Here is a 25,682-nt window from a genome sequence, read left to right on the forward strand (position 1 = left end):
AAGACAGGGTAGAAGGAAACCCCTCTCGTCCCTTTCTTCCCTCCTCTCTTTACTCCCTCACTCATGCAAACACTCACTGTAATCAAAATAGGCGGGAACGTTATTGATGATCCGGCTGCTCTGAAACGTTTCCTGACCGCTTTCTCGACTATATCCGGCGCTAAAATTCTTATTCATGGTGGCGGAAAAGTGGCCACGCAGGTGGCTGCCAAATTGGGTATTGAAACCACCATGGTCGATGGTCGACGTATTACCGACCAGCCCATGCTCGACGTAGTGACGATGGTGTATGGCGGCTTGGTTAACAAACAGATCGTTGCTAAACTTCAGGCACTGGATGTTGATGCAATTGGCCTGACAGGTGCTGACGGCGGCACCGTTTTGGCCAGGAAGCGGCCAGTTAAGGACATTGACTATGGCATGGTAGGGGACATAGAAGAGGTAGATTCCGGGCAGATTCAATTTTTCCTTCGTCAGGACTTAACACCCGTTTTTGCGCCGATTACCTATAGCAAAGAGGGAGACTTGCTCAATACCAACGCTGATACAATGGCCTCGGCAATTGCGGTGGATCTGGTCAGGCACAACGACGTAACGCTGGTGTATTGCTTCGAGAAAAAAGGGGTATTGAAAGATCCCAATGACGATACAAGTGTCATCAATGAGTTGACCCCCGCTTTGTACGCTGACTATAAAATGGCTGGCACCATCAACAAAGGAATGATTCCCAAATTAGACAATGCCTTCAAGGCGCTGGAAAGTGGCGTATCGAAAGTCATAATCTGTCACGCTGACGAGGTGGGTACTGCCGTCAGCCAAGGCGCTGGAACCACGTTGAGAAAGTAACGCCGACCGGTCGCGTTACTTCTCGGCCAGTAAATGGGCAACGCGCCGAACGCCAACAAATCGACGCTGGTAATAACTGGCATGCAGGTAATCGTAACGAACTCCGCCATTCCAGGCTGAATGGATGAATTTGATCTGATCGCCGATAACTTCTGTAATCAGCCCTACGTGCCCGATTCGGTTGCCGCCTGCACTATGCCCATTGAACAGGATCAGATCGCCGGGTTGGGCTTCGCCTTTGGTAACGGCCTCGCCAACATTTCCCTGAGCCGCGCTGGAATGAGGCAGCGCGACGCCGAAATGTTTATAACAGAAACGAGTGAAGCCAGAACAATCGAACCCATGGGTAGACGTTCCGCCAGAGCGGTAACGGGTCGATAGATGGTCCTTGGCGAAGCTGATTACTTCTTTTACGATCGGGATGCTTTCGTAAAACTTTTCTTTTTTTGACGTTACGGTGGGTACCTCAAGTACGGTGGGTACGTTTTGCGCTTTAATGATGCCAAACGAGACAGTACAGACAACTGTCAGGAGCATTTTTCGTAGCATAAAGTAAGGGTCAAATCCAAGTTACGTTTATAAAAGTACCGCTTACTACTAATACTACCTATTATATGAGGAAAATTTTCTACAATGTTAAAGGAAATTTTTTATGCCAATCGCTCTAAGTCACTGACTATAAAAGAGCTTAAAGCAAAAAATGCCGATTGAAACTATTGGATTTTAATTTGTTAACTGATTCCTCATGTACAAAAAGAGCGGCCTTTTCGGATGGTACACACGATAGGTACCACGCCAGAAAGGCCGCTCTTCATTGATGTTGTCTATGCCCAACAACCACCTTTATCGGATCATCAGCTGTGAAATCAAAACCAGCCTGCACCGGAAATCCGGAAGGGCCAGGGAATAGAGGCCAGAATTAATAGCAAGCCTAATCCATAAAAAATACTGACCAACCGATGCTTTGTTGTGTCGTTGCTGGCTCGTTTCGAGCGTGAGTAACCAATCGTAATGAGTATAATGGCAATCAGCATGCCGGCCGTATGCTCCACACTGTAGAAACGATAGAGTTTTTCACTCATCATACCGAAATTAACCTTTGGGCTGATGAACAACAAAAGCAAGCCTATGATCAACTGCGTGTGTACCGAAATCAGGGTGAACAGGTTCAATTTGCGATTGCCATCGGTAAAGCTGTTTCGGCCTTGCCACCGGCTGATCGCTGTTGCTACAGCCGCTACTAACAGAATAAGGGCAATCCAGCGCAGCCCCGAGTGAGCATGTACTAATCCAGAATACATAAGTCAGGTATGTTTAACGAACGATTTGATCGGCAAAGAAACAACCAAATAGCCAACTTACACCGCTTGTTTGTTGTTTGCGCTATATGATTCTTTACAACACCACGTATAGCGTAGCTACTGAGATCGATACTGACTGGCTTCGCTGGATGAAATTATTCTTTCTGCCAGCTGCTATGGCTACTGAATTGCCTGTTGAACACAAAATTCTCCGTCTGCTGACTGAACTCGATAATGGGGGAGTCACGTATTCGGTTCAGCTCAATTTTTCGGCGATGGAAGATTACCTCGCCTATCAGGAGCTTCACGCCGATACGTTACGTAAGCGCATTCAGCACCGCTTCGGCAATCAGTTTGTGTCGTTTGATACGTTGCTGGAAGATGTATAGTTTGTCGAAGTTGCTCAGAATCGCTTTTCTGAAAATTAATTACCGTTTTAACTTAGCTAATTCGGCTGGCGAAATAGTCAGTACCGTACCATGTCGGGTGCCTTTAGGAAAACGAATCTTGTCCGATATATCAGTCCAGGTTTGCAGGTCTTTTGACGCTACAGCGCCGTAGGTGTGCTCTGTGTATTTATCGAAATAAACTACCCACTGACCATCAACTTTTGCAACCGTTGGTCCCTCTGCCCAATAGTTACCCGTAATGGGCGGACTGGCTTTCGTATAGGGACCCGTACTGGTTTTGCTGAACGCTACGCGTAGATTTTTCTGAGGAGGGGTTCGTGTTTCATCTTTTAAGAACATTACGTATTGCTGACCGTCTGTCTGGATTGTCGCGTCAATCACGTTAAAACCGGGTTCATAGAGCAGCTTAGCTGGCGTATAGGTCTTGAAATCCTTTGTGGTAACGTAGTACATCCGGTGGTTATAAGCGTTTTCAGCTTTGTCCTGCGTTTCCGGAAATTTCCCTTTGATGGTTGTTGCCCAGTAGATCATGTAGTCCTTCGTACGGCTGTCGTAAAGCAGTTCGGGGGCCCAGCAATTCCGTGCATCCGGTTCATGTTCCATAACCGGAATGGTCTGCTGCTCCGACCAGTGGATCAGGTCCTCAGATGATGCGTAACCAATGCTTTTCTCATTCCAACTTACCGTCCAGACCATGTGAAATTTGCCATCAGCTCCCCGAATGATGCACGGGTCACGCATGAGCCTGTCTTTACCAGCCGTAGGCTTTAGAAACGAACTATCGCCTTTCAGGGATTGATATTGATAGCCATCGTTACTGTAAGCGAGATGCAGCCCGTCCTGACCGTTGTCTTTAAAGTAGGCAAACAGATAAACGGGGGCTGTTTTTTGAGCTAAAACCAGACTGCTCAACAGCAGAAAATAAACTATGGACAAGGTTCTTTTCATGAAGAAGTACTACGAATGAAAACGTTAAGCACGTAACAACTGAGTCAGCTCGTTCATCATCGAAGGGGCGCCAATGTATAAGGGAGCGCGCTGGTGCAGATACTGAGGTTGAACATCCAGCACGGAACCTGATGACGTAATGGCCTTGCCTCCCGCCCGTTCTGCCAGAAAAGCCAGTGGATAGCATTCGTACAATAGCCGCAGCTTACCATCCGGGTTTTTCGAAGTAGGCGGATAGAGATAGATGCCCCCTTTTAGCAGGTTTCGGTGAAAATCAGCGACTAAAGAACCGATGTAGCGGGCCGTGTACTCCTTTCGTCGGCACATCGTCAAATACGTCTGAATAGCGGGTTCATACGTATCAACGTTGCCATCATTGCAGGAATAGATAGCCCCGTCGGTCGGCGTTTTAATGTCGGGGTGGGAGAGAATGAATTCACCCAGTGAGTTATCATACGTAAAGCCGTCTACGCTATGCCCGGTCGTGTAAACCAGAATCGTTGAGGAACCGTACAGAATATAACCAGCCGCTACCTGTTCGTGGCCGCCCTGTAAAAAATCCTCAACCGTCGGTGCTGTGCCAATGGGCGTTACGCGTCGATAGATGGAAAAGATCGTTCCGATCGATACGTTCACATCAATATTAGAGGAACCATCCAGCGGATCAATAGCGACAACGTACTTGCCCTGATTATTTCCGGTGTAGATAATGTCTTCTTCCTCCTCCGAAATCAGGGCGCAGACTTCGCCCCCGTTGGTGAGTGCCCGCCGGAACCGAATATCAGCAACCACATCTAATTTTTGCTGACTCTCTCCCTGAACGTTTTGCAGTCCCATACCGCCCGTCAGATCGATTAGCCCGGCCCGGTTTACTTCCCGGTGAACAATTTTAGCGGCCAGCGCAAGGTCGCGTAGTAACTGGGATAGCTCACCGGTTGCGTAAGCAAAAGCCAGTTGTCGTTGCATAATATACCGGTCGAGGGTGGTACCGACGGGCATTGTCAGGGAGTGAGAAAAGGGCGAATTCATGATCTGGTTTTCATCGGGTTAATCGGTCGAGTAAAAAACGTTCTGGTGAAACGTATTGGACTGTTATCGAATCGCGTAGCCAGTTGCCGTAATGCCTGCCGAAACGCATTCGTCTGGGACTTGCGTTGTATTATTTTAAAAGCAGTCACCAACGGTTCGATACCCATTTATTGCCTGACAATCGGTTATCGGACGCAGCCATGCGGATAGTAATTTATGCTCTTAGTCTGAGCGTACAGCTAATCGATAATAGGGCAAAAGCGAGGTTTAGTTGGACAATAATCTGCTAAAAAAGTGGAGTAGCTTCGTAGAGAGTCAAATTGCATCGTTCGGCTAAACAAAAGGGGCTGTAAGCTGCTTATAGAGTAGTAGATTGTACAATAGCTATATTGATTACTTGATAGATATGACAAATAATGTAAACCGCGTTGGCGTTCAGCCGCAAAAAAATTCTACTCCTGATAGAACAGAGTCAACGGTATGGGGTCACAATCCTAAACACGTAGCATTCGTTGGTGACTATCTACCCCGTCAATGTGGAATCGCTACGTTTACCTCTGATTTGTATAAGTCCTACGATACGTTCATCCCTGACTCTAACCCGTTAGTTGTATCCGTAAATGATACAATTGATAGCTACGATTACCCCAGCGAAGTTCGGTACGATTTCTACCAGCACGACCAGGAAGCCTATCGAAAAGCGGCTGAATTCCTGAACTCGAAAGATGTCGACGTGGTGTGTCTGCAACACGAGTATGGCATCTTTGGCGGACCAGCGGGTAGTTATATCTTGACCTTATTACGTAACCTGACCATGCCCGTGGTCACTACGTTCCATACGATTCTGAAAGACCCGAATGAAGAGCAACTGCTGGTGCTGAAAAGTATTGCCGATTTATCGTCGCGGGTGATCTGTATGTCGGAGAAGGGACGAAATTTTTTGATCAATATCTACGAAATTCCTGAAAGCAAAATCGATCTGATACCGCACGGAATTCCTGATATGCCGTTTGTTGATCCACATTTCTACAAGGATAAGTTCGGCATGGAAGGCAAACAGACCTTACTGACGTTTGGCCTACTATCGCCCAACAAAGGAATTGAGAACGTAATCAAAGCGTTGCCGCGCATCGTCGAACAGCATCCGAACGTGGTGTATATGGTGTTGGGTGCAACACATCCACATTTATTAAAGCACGAAGGCGAAACCTATCGGAACAGCCTGAAAAAGCTGGCGGCCGATCTGGGCGTCCGGGACAATGTCCGGTTTTATAATCAATTCGTCGAGTTAGAAGACCTTCTGGAGTATCTGGGTTCGGCCGATATTTACATTACGCCTTACATGAACCCGGCTCAGATTACGTCGGGTACCCTGTCGTATGCGTTTGGTTGTGGCAAAGCAGTCGTATCGACGCCTTACTGGCATGCTGAAGAACTTCTGGCTGATGGTCGGGGGGTGTTAGTACCTTTCGGCGACTCAGAAGCTACGGCTGACCAACTGATCCATTTGCTAACAGACGAACCGACGCGCCACGCTATGCGTAAGAAAGCGTATTTAATGGGTCGTGAGATGATCTGGGAACAAGTCATTCAGTCGTACGCCCATTCGTTTGCACAGGCTCGTCAGGAGCGGATGAGTAATATCAACAGCCAGATTCCGTATAGCATGGGCGCACACAGCACTCTGGCGTTTAAATTGCCTACGCTTCGGCTGGATCATCTGTTCCGACTGACAGACTCAACGGGTATCGTACAGCATGCGCGCCATCACCTGCCGTATTACGAGGAAGGATACTGCACCGATGACAACGCCAGAGCACTTATTTTAACCCAAATCCTGCAGGAAGCTGGACTGGGTGATCAGAAACTATCGAAGGCTTCTGATAACTACTGTGCTTTTATCAACCATGCTTACACGGATGAGTATCGGCGGTTCCGGAACTTCATGAGCTATGACCGTCGCTGGCTCGAAGAGATTGGCTCTGATGATAGCACCGGACGGACGATCTGGGCGCTTGGTACGTGCATTGGTCGGGCTACAGAACGGAATACGGTAACCTGGGCGATGAGCCTGTTAGAGAAAGTACTACCTACTATGGCGAGCATGTCATCGCCCCGTGCCTGGGCGTTTGCGTTGCTGGGTATTCATGAATATCAGAAAAAGTTTAACGATGATCGCTTGGCCAAAAACATACAGCGTCAGTTGCTCGACAAACTGATATTTCGCTATACAGAAACGGCAACGGAAGACTGGCCGTGGTTTGAAAATACATTATCATACGACAACGCCGTGCTGGCTCATGGCCTGCTACGTTCCGGTGACGAAAAATTGATCAACATTGGAATCAACTCGCTACGTTGGCTGGTTGACCTGCAAACGGCTCCCAATGGCCATTTCCAGCCGATCGGTTCAAACGGTTTTTATACGCGAGGTCAGCCGCGTGCGTATTTTGATCAGCAACCGCTGGAAGCGCAAAGCACCATGTCAGCCTGCTTAACGGCGTTCGAGATAACGGGCGATGACGAGTGGCAACGTACCGCAATCCGAATTTTCAAGTGGTTCTCAGGGCTTAATGATTTGGGTCTTCCACTCTACGATCAGCAGACGGGCGGTTGTCGGGATGGTTTGCACATTGACCGTGTAAACCAGAATCAGGGTGCTGAATCGACTCTATCTTACTTAATTGCGTTAGCTGAGCTATACATGAGCCAGAAACGGCGTGCCGATGTAAAGCCAATGAAAGTTGTACTGCCAGCCCTAACAAATGGATAAAGATAGTTAGTAAATAGACTCTGATTGATTACCGATAGTCGTTGGTTCGGTGACTACTCAGAGGATCACGCATTTGCTTAAAAGAAGACGCTGAAAACAAATTTTAAGGATAAAACTGCCTTATTACCTTGTTTTCGGCGTCTTATTCGTTCTACTTTGTGTCGACGAAAAACACAATTTTTGACAGCTAATGAGTATAAAAGCCACCCGCACCGGCATAGTGCTTCGACCCGATCCCACTCGGGTTTTGTTTCGCCCGTTTGAACTGGGCAGTACAACCCGTACCTTAAAGATCATTGCCCGGGTTGGGAGCATGACGGATGAAGAAGCTGAACGTAAACTAGATGAAGTCATTCGGGAGTTTGGCGGTCGTCACTATAAACTGGAGCGATTCCTGCTCCAGCGGTTCGATCAGATAAAATCGCAACTGTTGACGGATGAGCCTTTAACGGAAGAGCGTAAACTGTTGCTGGGAGCGTATTTCACGATGGAATATTCACTCGAGTCGGCTGCGCTGTTCAACCCGTCGATGATCTGGCACCCCGACCAGACGAACGTACCACCGGGGTATAAACGATTTATTCTGAGCCTGCGGGCAACGGGAGAGGGACACGTATCGTCCATTTCGTTTCGAATGGGCTATATCGATGAAGCCGGGAAGATCGTGTTGCGTAAGCCATCGCGTTACGTAACCTCCCCCGATATTGTACAGAATCATCAATTCAGCCGGTCTCAGTTTGAGCGTAAGTTGTATGAGCTGCGTTTAGAAAATAGCATCCAGGAGAAGATGATGATGGGCCTGGGCGATGAATTCAATCTTTCCGAACTTGAAGCCCAGATCAAGCGTGTATCGGCTCAGTATCGTTACAATGCTGAATATGAGACAATTGCGAGTGGTCTGTTAGCTCTGGCTAAATCAAACTACGAAATACACTTTGAAGAGGATCAGAGTTTAGACGAACGCTGCATTTTTCCAACGTCGCCGAACGAAACGAACGGGATTGAGGATGCCCGGTTTGTGCAATTTACTGACGATGACGGTGAAGTGACCTATTACGCTACGTATACGGCATACAACGGGCGCGTAACGTTCCCGCAGCTTCTGGAAACGAAGGACTTTACTCATTTCAGCGTCAGCACGTTGAATGGAGCTGAAGTGTCAAACAAAGGCATGGCGTTGTTTCCTCGTAAAATCAACGGAAAATACGCCATGATTTCGCGGCAGGATGGTGAGAACATCTACCTGATGTATTCCGACGATCTGTACTTCTGGCAGCTTAAAGAGTTGATCTTGAAGCCAACGTATCATTGGGAGTATGTTCAACTGGGTAATTGCGGTTCGCCCATCGAAACCGAGGAAGGATGGTTAGTGCTTAGTCACGGCGTTGGGCCTATGCGGAAATATGCGATCGGCGCTTTCCTGCTCGATCTGAATGATCCCAGCAAAGTAATTGGCCGTACCAGTGAACCAATTCTTAGCCCGGATGAAAATGAGCGCGAAGGGTACGTACCGAACGTAGTATATAGTTGCGGAGGGCTTATCAACAACGGCGAACTGATCATTCCTTATGCCATGTCAGATTACGCCAGCAGCTTTGCCACGGTAAATGTCACTGAACTCCTGGCGGAACTAACCGGCAAAAGCAAACTGGAAGAGGTGATTGCTCCGGAAGAAGTACAGGTAAAATAGACGCATAGACAAACAAAATCGCCTGCCGCTACGTAGCGGCAGGCGATTTTGTTTGTCTATTGATTCAGCTTTATTTGTCCCACCAGACAGCCTGGTAAATATCATCGACCACGGTAGCATTTTTATTGTAATTCCGTTCATCCTGTGAGGTTGGCAAACGTAGTGGAATGGCTTTTTTGTCAGAATCCTGATTCGCTTTTAAGGCTGGGAAACCCGTCCGACGCCAGTCATTGTACCCTTCCGGCAAAGTGAACAGAGCTACGTATTTCTGGTTGATAATTTTTTCCAGGGTAATCGACGTAGTTGTTTCGCTAGCCAATGCCTGCCTGAAAGCCGTCGGAATGTCGGAACCGGTTATCCGTTTCACGGAAGCAGCAACAGCTGTATTATAAGCAGCAGCAGATTCAGCTTTTTTACCGAGACGCAACTGCGCTTCCGCTTCAATAAATTTGGCTTCCGAATAGGTAGCCAGCGGAGTGGGCGAAGTTGAAGAAGCAACGGCAGGACCCGGGTCAGATGCAGCCGAATTATCCGACTCTTCGGGCGCCAGGCCTGAATAACCCTTTTTTTCGTCTAATGAGACAAGATAAGGAAGTCGGGGATCATTCGTCGTCTTCAAATAATCGACGAAGAACTTACCCATCTTAATGTAGTTTGCCCGAACAGACAGAAAATCATACCACTGGTTATAGTTACCGGCTACATCATAGAAAATGGCGTTCATATCGGGTTGATCAGCCGACACTTTGTTTAGTGCCGCCAAGGCCTGTGTAGCGCTGCCCGTTGGATCTACCTGGCTAAGCCGGTTGGCATAACGCGCCTTGATAATATAAGCAGCATTGATCCAGGCCTGCACATTTCCTTTAAAGATAATATCGTCCGTACCCGGTACGAACGTATTGGCCGATACGGGCTGGCTCAAATTGGTAATGGCATCATCTAACAAGGTCTGAATCCCTTTGATAACGTCTTCCTGCTTGTCGTATTTAGGCTGAAAATTTCCCTGGAGTGCCTGCGCTGCTTCCGTAAAGGGTACATCGCCCCAATAATCGGTTGCAATGCCAAAGTTCATGGCCATCAGCACCTTGGTCATACCCACGTAGTAAGGGTTACCCGTGCTGTATTGATCCATAAGGGTTTTCGTGTTGATGAGCGCTCCGTTGTAAATCGTTGCCCATTCGTTGGTAATGTCAGCTTCCGTGATAACATACTGCCCGAACGTTTGCAGCTGAAACTGATTTCCTGCAGCCTGTTGTGCCAATACACTACTGATTCGGGCAATCTGACCCCCATACGTAGCAAACGTAGATAGTTCCGCGCCTGATAATAACGTAGGCGCTGAGGCTGCTTCAGGTGAGTTAGGGTTAATGGCATACTCATCCAGTTGATTACTGCACGAACTGGCAATGATACCCAGGGCCAGAGCAGCAAAAAATGTCTTCTTCATGATGAACAGTTTTTTTGAGAAGTTAGAATCCGAAATTGATGCCGAAAATGTATGATTTCGTGCCAGGGTTGTTGAAGTAATCAAAACCCTGTAGGTTCGAGCCAGCGCCTGTCAGACTCGTTTCCGGATCGACGCCTTTGTAGTTCGTATTCAGGTACAGGTTCCGGCTGGAAACCGATACGTCCACGTAATCGATGTATTTTTTCAGCTTGATACGGTAGCTCAGCGACACCTCGCGAACCCGGAACCAGTTCACATTTTCTACGAACTGCTCGGCTGCTCCGCCATTATCGCCCAAATACTTGCTGTAATAATCCAGCGCTGAAATGGCTTTCGTATTGGCTTCGCCCGTTGCCGTTACGCCCGGTATTACGTAGGTATGCTCGCGGTCGGCAGACTCCTGCGTACGGCCGATCCGCTGTAAACGGGCGTAAGTTCCGTTCCATATGGCGCCACCACGACGAATATCGAGCAGGGCAGTCAGTGTAATTCCTTTGAACGTGAATGTATTCCGGATGTTACTAAGCCAGTTTGGGTACGGATTGCCAATGTTCTGCTGAGCACCCTGCAACTGTGGTAATCCATTCGAGCCAATAATTAACTGACCCGCGTCGTTACGTTGCCATTTCGTACCATACAATACGCCCAGGGGCTGGCCAACGATCGCATACCCGCCAATGCCGTTGAAAGCTGATTCCAGACTCACCTCAGTTACGCCTTCGGTAAGCGCCAGCACTTTACTGACGTTTTTCGACCAGTTCAGATTGATATCCCACGAGAAAGCGGGTGTTTTGATGGCGTTAATGCCCAGCATAACTTCAATACCCCGGTTACGTAACTGCCCCGCATTGATGTATTTAGCTGTAAAGCCTGACCCCGGAGCGGTAGGTTGCTGCAGAAGAATATCAACGGTTGTTTGCTGATAGGCCGTTACGTCCAGATCGATTTTGTTCTGGAGAAACTTAAGATTAATACCCGCTTCGAGCCCTTTTACCCGCTCAGGTCTGAGGTCAGCCGTTCCGACGATAGCATTATAAAAAGCGTAGCCATTCACCCCACCATACGGAAAATTCAAGCCATTGGTAAATCCATCCGTAAATGATGGTTTGCTAAAATAGGTCCGTGTTCGGTACGGAACAGGCGGAATCCCGGATTCGGCGTAGGCCAGGCGTACTTTCCCGAACGATATGGGCGTGTTTTTCAGGACGCTTTCGGTAAACACCCACGACAACGAAGCTGAGGGATAGAAAAAGTTATTTTTAACTGCCCGATCAAACGTTGACGACCATTCATTCCGACCAGTGAAGGACAAATACAACTGATTGGCGTAATCAAAATCCAGCTGCCCAAAAACGGCCGTTGTCAGTCGGCGTAAATTGCCACTATTCGATGCATATAATTCAGCGGCATTACCCAGGTTGTAGAAGTTAGGAATGGAAAGATTCCGACCCCGGGCGAAGTTATCCGTGAAATTGAACGAGGTAATATTATGACCAGCCGTATAATTGACGCCGAATTTGTCGCTGAAGCGGTGTTCACCCCGCAGAATTAAATCACCATACACATCGCGACTGGTAATGTTATCGTAATTAACCTGTCCGTACGTCTGCTGATTATCGTCTCCGTTCGAGCTGACCGAAAAAACCTGCCGCCGGGCGTCCGAATAAGCATCCACACCAATCTTATACGTTAGATCCAGATGAGCTGAGCGGTGATAATTCAGATAGATATTGCCCAGTACCCGGTTAATATCATCCGTGAATGGGTTTTTGTAAGCGCTATAATAGGGATTATCGTAGAACGCATAGTAGTTCTCATTATAGCCGGTTTTCGGAAACTGATAATTCCGAAGATCGTAGGAAGCTGGTGCCCGTAGTAAACTCAGCATAACCCCAGCTACGTTGCTTCCATTCTGGGATTTGTTACCTCCCGACTTGATATAACTGACGGTTCCACCAATTTTCAGATTTTCGGCCATCGTAGCTTCACCAGTTACCCGAATGGTATTACGCTTATAATCTGTGTTGGGTATAATCCCATTCTGAATCAGGTTGCCCCAGGAAATACGGAAATTGGCTTTGTCATTGCCTCCCGCTAAGGCTACGTTTGTGGTGTGTGATACGGCTGTTTTGAAAAAATTACCCGGATTATCATACGATTGTAACGTCGGAACACTCGAAATCAGTGGTCCCCAGCTATTAGGGGTACCAGCAGGGCCATCGTCGTCCGTACCATGCCTCTGGTCGGGTCCGGCATCCGCTGTTGCGTATTGCCCTCCGGTGCCTTGTGCGTAGGACGATTGTAAGGCAGGCAACTTATTTACCTCTGAAAGCTCCACACGATAGCCAACCGTTACGCCAATTCCATTGCGTTTCTGCCCCTTTTTAGTTGTGTAAACAATGGCACCATTGCCCGCTCGGGCACCATACAGGGCTGCTGCGGCTGGTCCTTTCAGAATGGTTACCGATGCGATATCGTCAGGATTCAGATCCAGCGCCCGGTTTGAGTTGTTTACACCGCCCAGGTTGGCATTAAATGGATAATCACCAGCCGACGACGTAGTGGTTTCGTTGTTGATTGGGACACCATCGACCACAATAAGTGGTTGTTGTTCTCCCGTAAACGTCGAAGGGCCACGTAATACAATTTTGCTGGAAGCGCCCGGCGTTCCGGACGCACTTGTTACGATGACTCCAGCGGTTTTAGCAGCTAGTCCCTGAATGACGTTCGGCTCGCCGGATCGGGTTAGGGCATCGCCTGATACGTTAGAAACTGAATAACCCAGTGTTCGCTTATCCCGCTGGGAACCCAGAGCCGTTACCACTACTTCATTCAACTGTTTCGTGTCAGCTCTTAGTGCAACGTTGATTGTTGTTTGTGAGCCAACTTTGATTTGCTGCGATTCGACACCAATAAAGCTAAAAATAAGCGTGGTATTGTCAGGTACGTTGATGCTATAATTACCCTGAACGTCGGTATTCGTACCTCGCGATGTTCCCTGAATCTGGACGTTGGCTCCTGGCAAGACACCCCCATCCTCGGCGGTTGTGACTTTTCCGGTCACAGTCCGATCTTGTGCATAAGCAAAGCTTATTGAGCTAAGCAGCACTAGTCCCCATAAAAGCTTTTTCATAAATTGATTTGTTTTGTTAATGAATGATCACACAACTTTTTTTACAATTAACAGTTAACACGATGTTAACACCTTTAAAGACCACTCTATAATGGAATAGTCTTGCCCGAAAAGCCAGTTATCAGGTGATGCCATACTTATTCTTTAGGAACAGGCTGGCAGAACACTTCGGCTAGTTAGAAACAGCAGAAATGCCTGATAAGAAGGCCAGATAGCCTTGATGATTGGGAAATAATACCTGAAGTGAAGAATGTGATTAGGAATTAATCACAGGCATTTAGTCGGAAAGGATGAGTACAACAATACTTTATCTGTATTCATGTGTGTTCTGCTTTATTTGATCGGACAGAGCACCACTTCCTGTTACCGCTTATAGCGTCAATGGTAAAGGAAGAGCCTTAGTAATTAAGTTAAGAAGTAACAAACTTACTATTTTTTACATATATACAACAGTGTTCGTTGTTTTTCGTACAAGCAACTTCTTTAAAAAACATAGCCAAGAATAATCAGTCAGTTTTCTGATATTGATTAAAACTATAATTCTGAACCAAGATTAAAATTGCTTAAGTATTTTTACTATATTGCTGATAGTCTTTTTCTGACTATATATTTAGATTGTATAAGCAAGTCAACCATGACGTTGTCAAGTAAAATATAAATTTCTTGTCTAATTAATAGTAATGCAGTTAAGACAACCCTAATTTTAATGAAATCAGGCAATTTATATAAAAGCGTGACTGAGTAAAAATACTAATTTGTTATTAAAAGTTCTCAGAATGTGTTAAGTACATCTGATCTAGGAAAAGTGATAGTATAAGAAATTTTATTTATTATTTATTTTTTTAAGTACTGGCTGTCAGCACATTGCGGAGCTTCAATGCGTGCGAATTTTAAGTTTTGCGAAAGTATAGTATATTAAATTAGATATCGTTTTAAAGATTTGGTAATGAGGTAGATAAATATGAAACGAAATACGATTGCAACTATCGTTTATGTCTGTTTAAAAAAATATTGATTGATCTGTTCCAGAAATAAACAAAGACATATGTTTTGAACTAGCTGGATTCGTAAACAAATAAAATGAAATAGGTGTGTTTTTATAGGCTCCAGCAATAAACGAATCTGATTTCGAATTGATCGTAAGATACAAATCTGCGAACTGATAGAAATGATGAGATTACCTGACAGGCGAAGTAACTGCCACATCAGTTAATACTCTATTCAAATAGAGTTATCCTAAATGACATACGCTCCTGGTTTTTTAAGCGCCGAACAGTGAGAAACATTTGTTTTGGCATATATTATTTTAATAATGGCCAGCATCCTTTTAAGATATACCTTAATAGGGCACTCTCATAAAATTTAACATAGGCGTAATATTAAAGAATTCAGTATATTTGGTGGCATTTTCGTAAATAGTGCACTTCTTAACTTAAACGATGTTCTATGTGTAAATTTCTATTAACGCAGTTCATACTGTGTTTATTCGCTATTCCGTTGATGGCTCAGGACCAGGTCATTACGGGAAAGGTCACTTCATCAGAAGATAGTTCTCCTCTGCCTGGTGTTAACATCACTATAAAAGGCACATCGCGCGGAACCAGCTCAGATGCGACCGGCTCGTTTCAGCTTAACGCTCCAGCCAATTCAAGGCTGGTTCTTAGTTTCATCGGTTTTACAACGCAGGAAGTTGCCATTGGTAATCGCACGAACATCAACGTAGTGCTAAATCCCGACGCTTCTCAATTGCAGGAGGTTGTTGTAACGGCATTGGGTATTTCGCGCGATAAAAAGGCGCTTAACTACTCTGTTCAGGATGTTAAAGCAGACAAACTGAACTTTGCCCGTGATCAGAACGTAGGAAATGCCTTAGCCGGTAAGGTCGCTGGCGTACAGATTTTGGGACAGTCAGCAGCCAAATTCGGTAATCCAAGCATCCGTATTCGTGGGGTTAACTCCCTGACGGGCGGTGATCCATTATACGTAGTGGATGGTACACCAACAGATATCAGTCAGGTAAACATGGATGACGTTGATAACCTGACGGTTTTGAAAGGCCCTTCGGCTACTGCTCTGTATGGTAACCGGGCTTCGGCTGGGGTTATTGTCATTACGACAAAACGGGCTAAGTCTGGTGAAACACGGTTAGATGTTAACCATAGCACTACGATGGACATGGTAGCGCTGTTGCCCAAGTATCAGAATGAGTACGGTGGTGGTTATTCGCAGGAGTGGGAAACGTTTCAGTACGATCCGAAAATTCACCCAGCTAACTGGGCTTCGTTTAATGGTCAGAAAATTCTGGATTATTCCGCTGACGAAAGCTGGGGCCCTCGTATGGACGGATCGCCCCACCGCTCGGCATTTTCCTGGCAGCCCGGATCGGAGTTTGGTCAGTTGACTCCGTTTTCGCCACAACCCAACAACGTGCGCGACTTCTTCGAGAAACCAATCAGCAATAACACAAACATTGCCTTTTCGCGGGGAACGGACAACTTTCAGAGCCGCATTTCCTATACGCACATCATCAATAACGGGATTGTTCCGAATTCATCACAAAGCAGAGATTATATCAGTGCTAAAAACTCTATCACGTTCTCTAAGAACCTGACGGCGAATCTGAACATTAACTATACGTCGACCAATACGAAAAACCAGCCTGCTGACCGGTATGGCTCGTCAGGGGGTACGGGTGTAAGTAACAACCTGTTTGGCGTAAGCAATTCAACCCTGAACGGCTATAACCAGACTATTGGGATGTTCAATCAATGGTTTCAGCGTCAGTTAAACATGGACGATCTACGGAACTACAAAAATCCGGATGGTACGTTCCGAAGCTGGAATATCGGTGGACCAACTGACCCAAAGCCGAAATACTGGGACAGTCCATTTACGCAGGCTTATGAGAACACCAACACAAACCGGGGTGATCGGTTGTTCGGTGATATTGGTCTGACGTATCAGTTTACGCCCGCTCTGAAAGCATCTGCTACGATACGTCGTGACCAAAGCGCTTACTATCAACAGGGTAAAGTCGCTATTGGTACGTTGAATGAAGGTGGTTTAGGTGCCTTCTCTACGCTGAGTGCTAACACGCGTGAAAATAACTACGAAGTTTTGGTGAACTATAATCAAAATTTCAAAGACCTGTCAGTTGTAGCTAACGGTGGTGGTAACATTCGGTATAACCGTATTGATGGGCTATTCCAGGCTACGCAGGGTGGCTTATCTGCTCCAGGCTTCTACAACATTGCGGCTTCGATTAACCGCCCAGTAGCCAATAACTTTTTGTTTGAACGCCAAGTCAATAGCGTATTTGCAAACGTAAGTTTAGGTTTCCGGGATTTTATATTCCTGGAGGGGTCTATCCGGAACGACTGGTCATCAACGCTGCCTAAAGCGAACAACTCCTATTTTTATCCATCGCTTTCAGCCGGGTTAATCTTTACTGAACTCCTGCCAAAGAGCAATATTCTGTCGTACGGTAAAATTCGGGCTGGCTATGCGCAGGTAGGAACAGATGTAGGGCCTTATCAAACATCACTGGCGTATACAGCAGGTCAACCGTATGGTAATAGCGCGACGGCCTTCTTGCCCGGTACGTTACCCAATAGTGACCTTAAGCCAGGTTTGTCTGAGTCGGTTGAAGGTGGGATTGATTTGAAATTCCTGAATAATCGGATTGGCTTGGAGTTTACTGCTTACCAGAACAACAACAAAAATCAGATTATCCCTTTACCGGTTGCGCCAACCAGCGGATACACAAATGCTGTCGTGAATGCTGGCTTGATTCGCACGTCGGGTCTGGAACTGCACATCTACGCTAATCCGATTCGCTCATCGTCGGGCTTTAACTGGGAATTCGATATTAACGCCGACCGAAACCGTACGCAGGTGGTTGAACTGGCCAGCGGTCTGACGAATTATCAGGTTGACGGGCCTCAATGGCGTACACTTACGTTAAATGCCCGCACAGGTACCGATGGTACGCCACGTGACTGGGGTACGCTGGTAGGTCAGGGTATTCAGAAAGATGCGAATGGTCGGAATATGGTTTACGGTAGCGGTCCAAATGCAGGTTTGTATATCAAACAGGATAACGTTGAACTAGGCTCGGTTTTACCAAAATTCAAAGGGGGCTGGTTGAATACGTTCACCTATAAAAACCTGTCGTTACGGGTGAACACTGATTTCGTTGTTGGCGGTAAATTCTTCTCGACTACCAAAATGTTCAACGCGGGTTCTGGTCTGTCCGCTGAAACGGCTGGCTTGAATGAATTAGGCAAGCCTCTGCGTGACGACCCTGCTACGGGTGGTGGTGTCTTGCTGGATGGTGTCACGGAAGATGGTAAGCAAAACACAACTCGCGTAGATGCTCAGACCCTATATGAAGGCTGGTTGTTTGCGCTTAACGAACGGTGGATCTATGACAAAACGTACATTAAACTGCGGGAGGTGTCATTCGGTTATAATTTGCCCAATCGCCTGATCAGTAAATGGGCTAAGTCGGTAAATATTTCGTTGATCGCTCGTAACCCTGTGTTGATTTACAGTGCAGTGGGCGGTGGCATTGATATTTCAGAGTCGGAGACGATCTGGTACGAAGGTGGTCAGTTGCCACCGGTTCGCTCGTTTGGTGTTAACGTCCGGTTTGGCTTCTAAATCAGAGACACTAAAAAGAAGCCATTAGCAAGAATTAACGACTTCTTTTTAGTGTTTAACTTTTAAACGACAGTATAAAATAATGAAAGGATATACATACTCGCTAGTAGCAGGGCTGTTAATGACCACTGCAGCCTGTAATGATTTTGGGGATTTGAACGTAAACCCCAATAGCGCTCTGAATCCTAATACGGCTAGTTTATTGACGGGTGCTGAGCGCGCTGTTGGTACGATCAACTCGCAAGTAGGTCCTGGTGGTTTTAATATAGCTCCAGCTTTATATGTACAGCAATTCTCCGACGTGACCTACATCGAAGATTCGCGGTATAAGACCATTAACTTCAGCTATAATGGATTATATTCGGGGCCATTGGTAAACCTTCAGCAGGTAATTGATCAAAACACGAACACAGGAACAAAAGGACTTGCCGCCAACTATGGCTCGAATGCCAACCAGATCGCTATTGCCCGTATTCTGAAGGCTTATATTTTTCAGTTTATAACGGATCGCTGGGGGGATGTGCCGTATAGTCAGGCATTAAAAGCAGATCAGAATTTTTCACCCGCTTTTGATAAACAGCAGGCGATCTACACCGATTTGTTTAAGGAATGGAAAGAAGCAGCAGCTCAATTCGACGCGGGTTCAACGGTAGCAGGGGATATTATCCTGTCAAGCAGTGCCGCTCGCTGGAAGAAGTTTGCCGCTTCGCTACGTTTAATTGCCGCCTTGCGATTATCTAAAGTTGATCCAACTACGGGTAAAACTGAGTTTAATGCTGCCTTGACTGATGGTGTTTTAACGTCTAATGCTGATAACGTACAGTACAAATTTTTGGCTGACGCTAACAACGAGAATCCGCTGTATACAAACTACGTTCGGTCGAATCGTAAAGATTTTGCCTTGAGCAATACGTTTGTCGACTATCTCAAGAAGTTAAGCGATCCGCGCTTGCCGGTTTATGCAGCACCTAATCTGAAAGGTGACATTGTAGGAGCGCCTTATGCTGTATTCCCAGCACCAGGTAAAGCACAGGATTACTCATTGGCAGCTTCGGCAATCAGCGCGCAGACTGCACCGGTGAATATCATTACCTACGCGCAAGTTTTATTCGCACAGGCTGAAGCGGCTAAACTTGGTTGGACAACCGGTAACGCTAAAACCCTGTATGAATCGGCGGTTAAAGCGTCGATGCAACAGTGGTTAGGTACTGCTTATACCGACGCTGCTTTCAATACATACATTGCCCAAGCTGATGTAGCTTACACGGATGCCAAAGCACTTGAGGTAATCGGTAATCAGCGGTGGATTGCTTTGTTCTTCCAGGGAACGGAAGCCTGGAATAACTGGCGCCGGACTGGCTTCCCTGTGCTGAAACCAGCTGCCAGTCCATTGAATGGCGGAACAGATATTCCCCGTCGTCTGGCGTATCCGGTTACGGAAACAACCCTGAATGCGGCTAACTACGCCACTGTAACAACCAGCCAGGGGAAAGACGATCAGTACACGCGTGTTTGGTGGGATAAGCAGTAAGCCCTATCAGAACCATACAGTACAAAAAGCCCAGCTTGAGAGAGTTGGGCTTTTTACGTATTAAAAAAAGCGGATCGACAAGATCGGTCCGCTTTCTGCATTACGCTTTATCCAACTATTAAGGTGTAAAATCTCAAAAGAATTAGTTGTGCGGGTCTATATTTTTTGCATCAGAAACAAAAGTAGACATATGCACATGTGACAGGATAGTCGATAGTAATACAACACCTATCATTTCGAATTGAAATCTAAGGGTTTATCCCGAGGGAAGCGTAAAAAGTATATTTATCGGTATATATATTGATTTTTCGGTAGATAAAGTAGCTCAGACTAAGGCTTGCTGGTTGATGGAAGAGACGAGTGCAAGATTGAGTATGTAAATAGAAATAGGATTAGTAACCATATACATAACACCCCAAACTTTTTGCCGCAAGGACAGTTATTCTACATAATTAACGTACTCAAAATCATGGAAGACGAAAACGATGTAGAACGCGATGACGCCCAGATCACTGGACGGACTGATGGGCCCTTTGGCTCAGATGATACCGATGCTGATCGGCCGAACGAAGACAATAAAAATCGGTTCGAACAGGAAAATTCGGCTAATGGTCTTGATAGCACTCAGGTACGCGGTGGCCAAGATGGTCGTAACAACCGGGGTATAGGAAGTACGGATATGGATAGCAAGAACGGAGTTCTGCGCATGGGCGATAACGCTAATAGCACGATGGAAGTAACCCAGGAAGGGCTTGATTCCGCTGTTGCTGGTGACTCAAAAACGAACACCGCTACGGTAGATGTAACGACCCACGGACCTGACGATTATGGTTCGGCTGATGAAGTAGAAACGCCCAAAGCGCAGGAAGCGGCTAAAGAAAAGAACGAAGATAAATTGACTGAAGAGACGACCCAGAAAGAGCATGATGATGTCGCTGAAACGGGTACGGATCTAAACAATAAGCCTACGTATTGACCAAAAGACTTTTTTTACTAATTCTCAACCACTTAACAAATCAACGTTATGAGCGTAAGTAGCAAATCCCGCAAAGAAAGTACAGAGTCGTTTGCGGCTCAGGCCATGCACAATACGATGGGTATCCCCCCCGCACTGGCTCAACTAAATGATAAGAATCTGGATAACGAATTGCCTTCACGGGTCGCTGATAGCAACGATACCGACGTACCAGGCGATGCTGCTAAAGCTGAGGTCGATGCAGAGGCAGGTGATGACATTACAAGTGAGGACATTGAGGAGTCGAAACGCGCTTCCTGGGGTCAGGCTCCAGTAACCGACGATGACTCTACTACGACTGATGCTAACTGGAATCAGCTTTCGGCTGATGAAAACGTTCCCGCTACTCGGGCAAACGAGCCAGAACGTACACTCGGAAATGCGTAGTAACTAAGTTGATTAATACAAGAAACGGGTTCTATTAGTGGCTTCAGGCTATTGATAGAACCCGTTTCTTATGATTCACTTTGCCAAACGATTTAATGTGTAACAAACGAAGTGATTCATAATTTTTTTCTGACCGTTATTGGCCTGTAGCTTACCCAGGGTCAATTCGTAAATTCGCTTGGGTTTTAGCTCGGCCAGTTTCAGCGACACTGTTTTACGGTCAGCTGATAACGTAACGTCAGAGACGTTTACCGTCTGCACATCCTTCTGTGGAGAACCATACGCTTGATGATATTCATAATAGTAGCTTCGGAAACGATAATTAGCCAAGTCGCGGGCGGTAGATTCGTCGAGCGGTTGGGTAAACGTTAGATCGAAACCGGTTGGTGTTAGTTTCATTGCCGTAATATCGAGTGGGTTGCCACCTTTGTACCGTATACGCTGAATTCCTCGATCACCCAGCCAGCCATGATCGGCCTGACCCAGATACAAACTTCCGTCGGGAGCGAAAGCCAGCCGATTGTTTCCGATACGTAACGCTACCCCATCTGAACCTGCCTTGTCGAAAAACGGAACACAGGCCCCCTGAATCTGACCATCTACCTCGTCGGGCAGAATACGTAGTAAGTGCGCAAAGTCCATCTCGCCGACAAATAACTGACCCGTGAACGGACCAAATTTTCCACCGGTATTATCAACAACAAGCTGGGTTGGTGAATGAGCCATGATCTCGTGTGGAAACGCTACACTTTCTACTGTGCGCATACTATCCAGAGTTGGTACAGGCAAAGTCAAGGGATCTATAGCCGGAAAACCTGGTCGCCAGACCAAGCTGGTCGGATGACCATAAAACTTCCCTTCTTCAACATGATATAGTTTGCTGGTTCCCAGCCAGTCGCCCTGATTGTCCGTAACGAACAGTCGTCCTTTTGCATCAAAGCCGATGCCATTAGGCGATCGAAAACCGCTGGCATAGGGTTTTAATTTGCCATCAACTGTGAGTTGCATAACCCATCCCCGGTAGGGTACACAGGCGTACATACGTCCCTGTCTTCCCAGTGCATCGTACTGCCCACGCACTTCATCGCGAATACCCGCCCCATTAGAAGCGGTGTTGAGACTGAAATAAAGATTCCCTTTTGTATCGCGCACGGGGCCGAAAGCAAACTCATGATAATTTCCCGACATACCAAACTGATCCGTTACCGTTTCATACAGGTCAGCGACGCCATCGCCGTTGGTGTCGGTTACCCGAGTCAGTTCAGGACGCTGAACAATTAGTAACTCTTTGTTGCTGAGTGCTAATACGCCCAGTGGATCATGTAAACCTTCCGCAAAAAGTTTCCAGGTTTTAGTTTTGGGATTATACAGCATTACTTCCCCCCGGTGGAAACAGGCGGCCATGCGCCCATCGGGTAAGAACGACAAACCACCCGTTTCGGCGACCAAACCAGGCGGAGTCGGAATCGTCTCGATTTCGTAATAATCCGAAATGGTATCGGCTGGAAAAACGGAAAGGAGCGTAGAAAGAAGAATGGACGCTAACATAATGACGATAGGAAAAGATGCTCGATCGTATGGCTACTACGTTCTAAATCCAAAAGAATCAGTTTGTTGACATGGTCAACGTGAATTGACGCGTGCCAGGCGGTAGACTTACTTCACCATATTGTAAATTCCCAACCGATGATTTCAGGCGAATGCCAGGTTGTGCAGAAACAAGGAAGAAAATAGGCTGTTTTGTCGCACTGAGTGTAAACGTGCGAATAAGCCCACGACCGGTAGCCAATGGTTTGATTAACTCACGCACGTCAACGCCATTCACTACGTAGCGGAACTCAGGATACCGATTGACGAGTCGATACCCTTTAAACTGGGGCGATGTGGACGTCTTACCCACGCGCCACGGAAATTGATCCGTATCCCGAAAATAAATCTCACCCACAACTTTAGTGAATCGCTGCCCTTTGCCGTCCCACTGCTCGGCATTATCAACAAACCCACCCGACCAGGCATAGCGTAACCGGCATTGGCCCGCATCGAACACATACGACTGGACACCGTCAGCACTGGGTAAGCCTACAGCAATAGCTGCCGGGCCACAATCGGGCATGAAGGTTCGATAAACTGCCGGAAGTTTCAGCGGGTAGGGATGCCCTGATGCGGCCGGTTGGTGGTGTTCGTGAGCCGTTTCGGCTGTGCGGTTTGGGTTAGGAATGTTCAAATCCTGCTTGGGCGGGGGCAGACGCTTGGGCTCGTTAGTGGCGTAGATAACGCCATACATGACGGAACCGTGTCCCGGATAGGTACAGACGAACGGATAAGCACCTTCAGGCAACATAACGGTTAGCGAATCGGTACGACCCGGCTCAACGCTCACCGTATGCGCCAGCACCTCCTCCATAATCGGTACGTGGTGTTGTGCCGGGCCTTTACTCCCTAATGCCAGCGCAAACTCAACCACGCGTAGCCGCGAATTAGGTCGCGTTACAACGAGGTTGTGCTCCATGTCGTCTTTGTTCTCAAGGATAAGTTTCAGACGAGTGTTCGGCTTGATAATCAGACGTTTTTGGTCGAACTGTAACCCACCTACCGACGAAATGGTAATGGACGTATCGCGTTGGGCTTGTACGGTTAGCGACGAAAGCAGTACACCCAATAGACATAAAAATCTGCACATATCTATAAAAGCAAAAAAGTACTGACTCTAACGTGAATCTGGTGCAAGACTCAATAGTGTCTGCACGGCAGTGACCGGCAACAGATCACCCTTCTGAACCTGCTCTTCAAGAACTTCGAGCTGACTGCGGAGATAAGGTTGTGCATAAAATCGCTGTTCAAGCTGTTGACGTAGTAATGATCGAAACCACGCTAACTGTTGATTCTGCCGTCTGCGGTTTCTATAGCCATTCTGACTCGTAAGCTGCTGATGAGTCTGAATGCTTGACCAGACGTCGGTTATGCCTGTGTTTGTTAAAGCCGAACAGGTTAATACGGGCGGAAACCAACCTGTGCCGGTAGGCGGAAAAAGATGCAGTGCGTTCTGGTACTCAACGCGGGCGCGGTTGGCAGCTGTCTGATTAGTACCGTCTGCTTTGGTGATAACCAACGTGTCCGCCAGTTCCATAATGCCTCTTTTCATGCCCTGCAACTCATCGCCAGCACCAGCCAGCATGAGCAGCAGGAAGAAATCGACCATATCATAAACAACCGTCTCAGACTGGCCTACACCAACTGTTTCAACAAGTAGTACGTCGAATCCAGCTGCTTCACAGAGAAGCATAGTTTCTCGGGTATGATGGGTTACACCGCCTAATGAATTACCGGCAGGAGAGGGGCGAACATACGCGTTTGGATTCATGGATAGCGTTTCCATGCGTGTTTTGTCGCCCAATAAACTGCCTCCGGAACGTTGACTGGTTGGATCAACCGTTAAGATCGCTAATCGGTGACCGAGTGTCGTGAGATACGTACCAAACGCTTCAATAAAGGTGCTTTTGCCAACCCCCGGAACCCCCGTGATTCCGATACGTACCGAATGGCCAGTTTTGGGTAAAATTGCCTTCAATACGTCCTGAGCCAGCCGTTGATCGTCTGCCCGGCGGCTTTCAACCAACGTAATGGCCCGACTCAGCAGCAGATGATCGCCACTGAGAATACCGTTAACGTACTGATCGAGAGAGAGTCGGGGGCGCATTCAGATCGGACTGCCGACGTAGCCGGGATTTAGCGGATTTATGGATTGACTGGATTTCGTCGTTCGCTTTCGTTAAACATGTGATTAACCTACCGATCAGCTATAGTCTGCTGAACCGCCGGGCTGTCTTAGGTCATCTGGCGTAGTAATCTTTATATTGTCGTAAGATCCTTCTATTAAGGTAATTGGGAACCCGGAGTATTCCATAACACTCGCACAATCAGTGAAGAAAGGTTGCTCCTTGATCTGAAAAGCCTGCCGAAACAAATTTAGCGCGAAGGTTTGGGGGGTCTGCACCAGGCGATACTGAGCGCGATCAACCGCCTGGCTCACACCGTCAGCAGTGACCACCCGAACCGAATCTTTTACCGGAACGCACGTAACCGCCGAACCCGTACGGGCGGCTGTCTCAAAGCTGCTTTGAATAATAGTAGGCGACACAAACGGGCGAACACCATCATGTACAGCAACCAATCCCTTCACAGCATCAATGGCGTTTAAACCATTACGTACCGACTGAAAGCGCGTAGCTCCGCCAGCAACCATCTGAACAGGAGGGTGGAAATTGTGCTGTTCGCACAGGGCTTGCCAGGTTGTGAAATCGCTTGCCGGTAACACAAGAATAAGTTGAATCGCTGTTCGCTGGCCTGGCTGATCGCCGGGGGACGAGATTGCCAGAAATCGCTCTATAGTGTGCTGAAGAATAGGTTTGCCGTTGAGCAGCAAAAATTGCTTAGGCACATCCGACTTCATTCGACTACCGCTTCCTCCGGCAACGATAATGGCAAATAATTGGTCAGGCTGCGAGTTCAC

General features: G+C 47.1%; 18 protein-coding genes. 8 read left to right on the forward strand and 10 right to left on the reverse strand.

What is annotated here, in order from left to right:
- The first annotated feature begins 63 nt into the window (after window positions 1-63).
- Entirely contained in the window at window positions 64-846 is a 783-nt protein-coding gene (gene argB / locus IC230_RS07850; RefSeq protein ID WP_191038416.1) for an acetylglutamate kinase, read from the forward strand.
- A gap of 15 nt (window positions 847-861) precedes the next feature.
- On the opposite strand, the gene IC230_RS07855 is transcribed toward argB, so the two are convergent.
- Window positions 862-1,395, reverse strand: a complete 534-nt coding sequence (locus tag IC230_RS07855; RefSeq protein WP_191038417.1) for a C40 family peptidase — start codon at window positions 1,393-1,395, stop codon at window positions 862-864.
- Window positions 1,396-1,712: 317 nt separating this feature from the next.
- Complete coding sequence (locus tag IC230_RS07860) at window positions 1,713-2,147, reverse strand: cytochrome B (RefSeq protein WP_191038418.1); 435 nt, start codon at window positions 2,145-2,147, stop codon at window positions 1,713-1,715.
- Between the two features lie 86 nt (window positions 2,148-2,233).
- Between IC230_RS07860 and IC230_RS07865 the strand changes: the two genes are divergently transcribed.
- On the forward strand, window positions 2,234-2,536 hold the full coding sequence (locus IC230_RS07865; RefSeq protein WP_191038419.1) for a DUF4286 family protein: 303 nt from the start codon (window positions 2,234-2,236) through the stop codon (window positions 2,534-2,536).
- 39 nt (window positions 2,537-2,575) lie between these two features.
- Here IC230_RS07865 and IC230_RS07870 read toward each other — a convergent pair whose 3' ends face one another.
- Together IC230_RS07870 and fbp are read right to left on the reverse strand one after the other, a co-directional pair.
- Window positions 2,576-3,505 (reverse strand): glycoside hydrolase family 43 protein, encoded by a 930-nt coding sequence (locus tag IC230_RS07870; protein ID WP_191038420.1) that lies wholly within the window; start codon window positions 3,503-3,505, stop codon window positions 2,576-2,578.
- A gap of 24 nt (window positions 3,506-3,529) precedes the next feature.
- Complete coding sequence (fbp, locus tag IC230_RS07875; protein ID WP_223860422.1) at window positions 3,530-4,534, reverse strand: class 1 fructose-bisphosphatase; 1,005 nt, start codon at window positions 4,532-4,534, stop codon at window positions 3,530-3,532.
- A 406-nt stretch (window positions 4,535-4,940) separates the two neighbouring features.
- On the opposite strand from fbp, the gene IC230_RS07880 reads away from it, so the two are divergent.
- The gene (locus IC230_RS07880; RefSeq protein WP_191038421.1) at window positions 4,941-7,307 is read left to right on the forward strand and encodes a glycosyltransferase family 4 protein; all 2,367 of its coding nucleotides are present in this window, start codon (window positions 4,941-4,943) and stop codon (window positions 7,305-7,307) included.
- Between the two features lie 190 nt (window positions 7,308-7,497).
- Window positions 7,498-8,997 (forward strand): glycoside hydrolase family 130 protein, encoded by a 1,500-nt coding sequence (locus IC230_RS07885; protein ID WP_191038422.1) that lies wholly within the window; start codon window positions 7,498-7,500, stop codon window positions 8,995-8,997.
- Window positions 8,998-9,067: 70 nt separating this feature from the next.
- Here the strand turns inward: IC230_RS07885 and IC230_RS07890 are convergent, their stop codons facing one another.
- On the reverse strand, window positions 9,068-10,444 hold the full coding sequence (locus tag IC230_RS07890; protein ID WP_191038423.1) for a SusD/RagB family nutrient-binding outer membrane lipoprotein: 1,377 nt from the start codon (window positions 10,442-10,444) through the stop codon (window positions 9,068-9,070).
- Between the two features lie 22 nt (window positions 10,445-10,466).
- Entirely contained in the window at window positions 10,467-13,577 is a 3,111-nt protein-coding gene (locus IC230_RS07895) for a SusC/RagA family TonB-linked outer membrane protein (RefSeq protein WP_191038424.1), read from the reverse strand.
- Between the two features lie 1,446 nt (window positions 13,578-15,023).
- On the opposite strand from IC230_RS07895, the gene IC230_RS07900 reads away from it, so the two are divergent.
- The 4 genes from IC230_RS07900 (at window position 15,024) to IC230_RS07915 (ending at window position 21,172) form a co-directional block, all read left to right on the forward strand.
- Entirely contained in the window at window positions 15,024-18,239 is a 3,216-nt protein-coding gene (locus IC230_RS07900; protein ID WP_191038425.1) for a SusC/RagA family TonB-linked outer membrane protein, read from the forward strand.
- 82 nt (window positions 18,240-18,321) lie between these two features.
- On the forward strand, window positions 18,322-19,770 hold the full coding sequence (locus IC230_RS07905; protein WP_191038426.1) for a SusD/RagB family nutrient-binding outer membrane lipoprotein: 1,449 nt from the start codon (window positions 18,322-18,324) through the stop codon (window positions 19,768-19,770).
- A 469-nt stretch (window positions 19,771-20,239) separates the two neighbouring features.
- A complete protein-coding gene (locus IC230_RS07910; RefSeq protein WP_191038427.1) occupies window positions 20,240-20,746 on the forward strand; it encodes a hypothetical protein in 507 nt (168 codons plus the stop codon).
- Window positions 20,747-20,794: 48 nt separating this feature from the next.
- On the forward strand, window positions 20,795-21,172 hold the full coding sequence (locus tag IC230_RS07915) for a hypothetical protein (protein WP_191038428.1): 378 nt from the start codon (window positions 20,795-20,797) through the stop codon (window positions 21,170-21,172).
- 75 nt (window positions 21,173-21,247) lie between these two features.
- Here the strand turns inward: IC230_RS07915 and IC230_RS07920 are convergent, their stop codons facing one another.
- From IC230_RS07920 to IC230_RS07935, 4 genes are all read right to left on the reverse strand, one after another.
- Window positions 21,248-22,720 (reverse strand): PQQ-dependent sugar dehydrogenase, encoded by a 1,473-nt coding sequence (locus tag IC230_RS07920; protein WP_191038429.1) that lies wholly within the window; start codon window positions 22,718-22,720, stop codon window positions 21,248-21,250.
- 58 nt (window positions 22,721-22,778) lie between these two features.
- Entirely contained in the window at window positions 22,779-23,852 is a 1,074-nt protein-coding gene (locus IC230_RS07925) for a plastocyanin/azurin family copper-binding protein (protein ID WP_191038430.1), read from the reverse strand.
- A gap of 27 nt (window positions 23,853-23,879) precedes the next feature.
- Window positions 23,880-24,869, reverse strand: coding sequence for a methylmalonyl Co-A mutase-associated GTPase MeaB (gene meaB / locus IC230_RS07930; protein WP_191038431.1), 990 nt, complete (start codon window positions 24,867-24,869; stop codon window positions 23,880-23,882).
- A gap of 96 nt (window positions 24,870-24,965) precedes the next feature.
- On the reverse strand, window positions 24,966-25,682 hold the full coding sequence (locus tag IC230_RS07935) for a 2-C-methyl-D-erythritol 4-phosphate cytidylyltransferase (RefSeq protein WP_317171776.1): 717 nt from the start codon (window positions 25,680-25,682) through the stop codon (window positions 24,966-24,968).

This window comes from Spirosoma validum (genome assembly GCF_014699035.1).
GTDB classification, from domain to species: Bacteria; Bacteroidota; Bacteroidia; order Cytophagales; family Spirosomataceae; genus Spirosoma; species Spirosoma validum.

Bases quoted from the DNA above. Each gene is read 5' to 3' on its own strand.
- argB (WP_191038416.1), top strand. From the start codon at position 64: ATGCAAACACTCACTGTAATCAAAATAGGCGGGAACGTTATTGATGAT.
- IC230_RS07855 (WP_191038417.1), bottom strand. From the start codon at position 1,395: ATGCTACGAAAAATGCTCCTGACAGTTGTCTGTACTGTCTCGTTTGGC.
- IC230_RS07860 (WP_191038418.1), bottom strand. From the start codon at position 2,147: ATGTATTCTGGATTAGTACATGCTCACTCGGGGCTGCGCTGGATTGCC.
- IC230_RS07865 (WP_191038419.1), top strand. From the start codon at position 2,234: ATGATTCTTTACAACACCACGTATAGCGTAGCTACTGAGATCGATACT.
- IC230_RS07870 (WP_191038420.1), bottom strand. From the start codon at position 3,505: ATGAAAAGAACCTTGTCCATAGTTTATTTTCTGCTGTTGAGCAGTCTG.
- fbp (WP_223860422.1), bottom strand. From the start codon at position 4,534: ATGAATTCGCCCTTTTCTCACTCCCTGACAATGCCCGTCGGTACCACC.
- IC230_RS07880 (WP_191038421.1), top strand. From the start codon at position 4,941: ATGACAAATAATGTAAACCGCGTTGGCGTTCAGCCGCAAAAAAATTCT.
- IC230_RS07885 (WP_191038422.1), top strand. From the start codon at position 7,498: ATGAGTATAAAAGCCACCCGCACCGGCATAGTGCTTCGACCCGATCCC.
- IC230_RS07890 (WP_191038423.1), bottom strand. From the start codon at position 10,444: ATGAAGAAGACATTTTTTGCTGCTCTGGCCCTGGGTATCATTGCCAGT.
- IC230_RS07895 (WP_191038424.1), bottom strand. From the start codon at position 13,577: ATGAAAAAGCTTTTATGGGGACTAGTGCTGCTTAGCTCAATAAGCTTT.
- IC230_RS07900 (WP_191038425.1), top strand. From the start codon at position 15,024: ATGTGTAAATTTCTATTAACGCAGTTCATACTGTGTTTATTCGCTATT.
- IC230_RS07905 (WP_191038426.1), top strand. From the start codon at position 18,322: ATGAAAGGATATACATACTCGCTAGTAGCAGGGCTGTTAATGACCACT.
- IC230_RS07910 (WP_191038427.1), top strand. From the start codon at position 20,240: ATGGAAGACGAAAACGATGTAGAACGCGATGACGCCCAGATCACTGGA.
- IC230_RS07915 (WP_191038428.1), top strand. From the start codon at position 20,795: ATGAGCGTAAGTAGCAAATCCCGCAAAGAAAGTACAGAGTCGTTTGCG.
- IC230_RS07920 (WP_191038429.1), bottom strand. From the start codon at position 22,720: ATGTTAGCGTCCATTCTTCTTTCTACGCTCCTTTCCGTTTTTCCAGCC.
- IC230_RS07925 (WP_191038430.1), bottom strand. From the start codon at position 23,852: ATGTGCAGATTTTTATGTCTATTGGGTGTACTGCTTTCGTCGCTAACC.
- meaB (WP_191038431.1), bottom strand. From the start codon at position 24,869: ATGCGCCCCCGACTCTCTCTCGATCAGTACGTTAACGGTATTCTCAGT.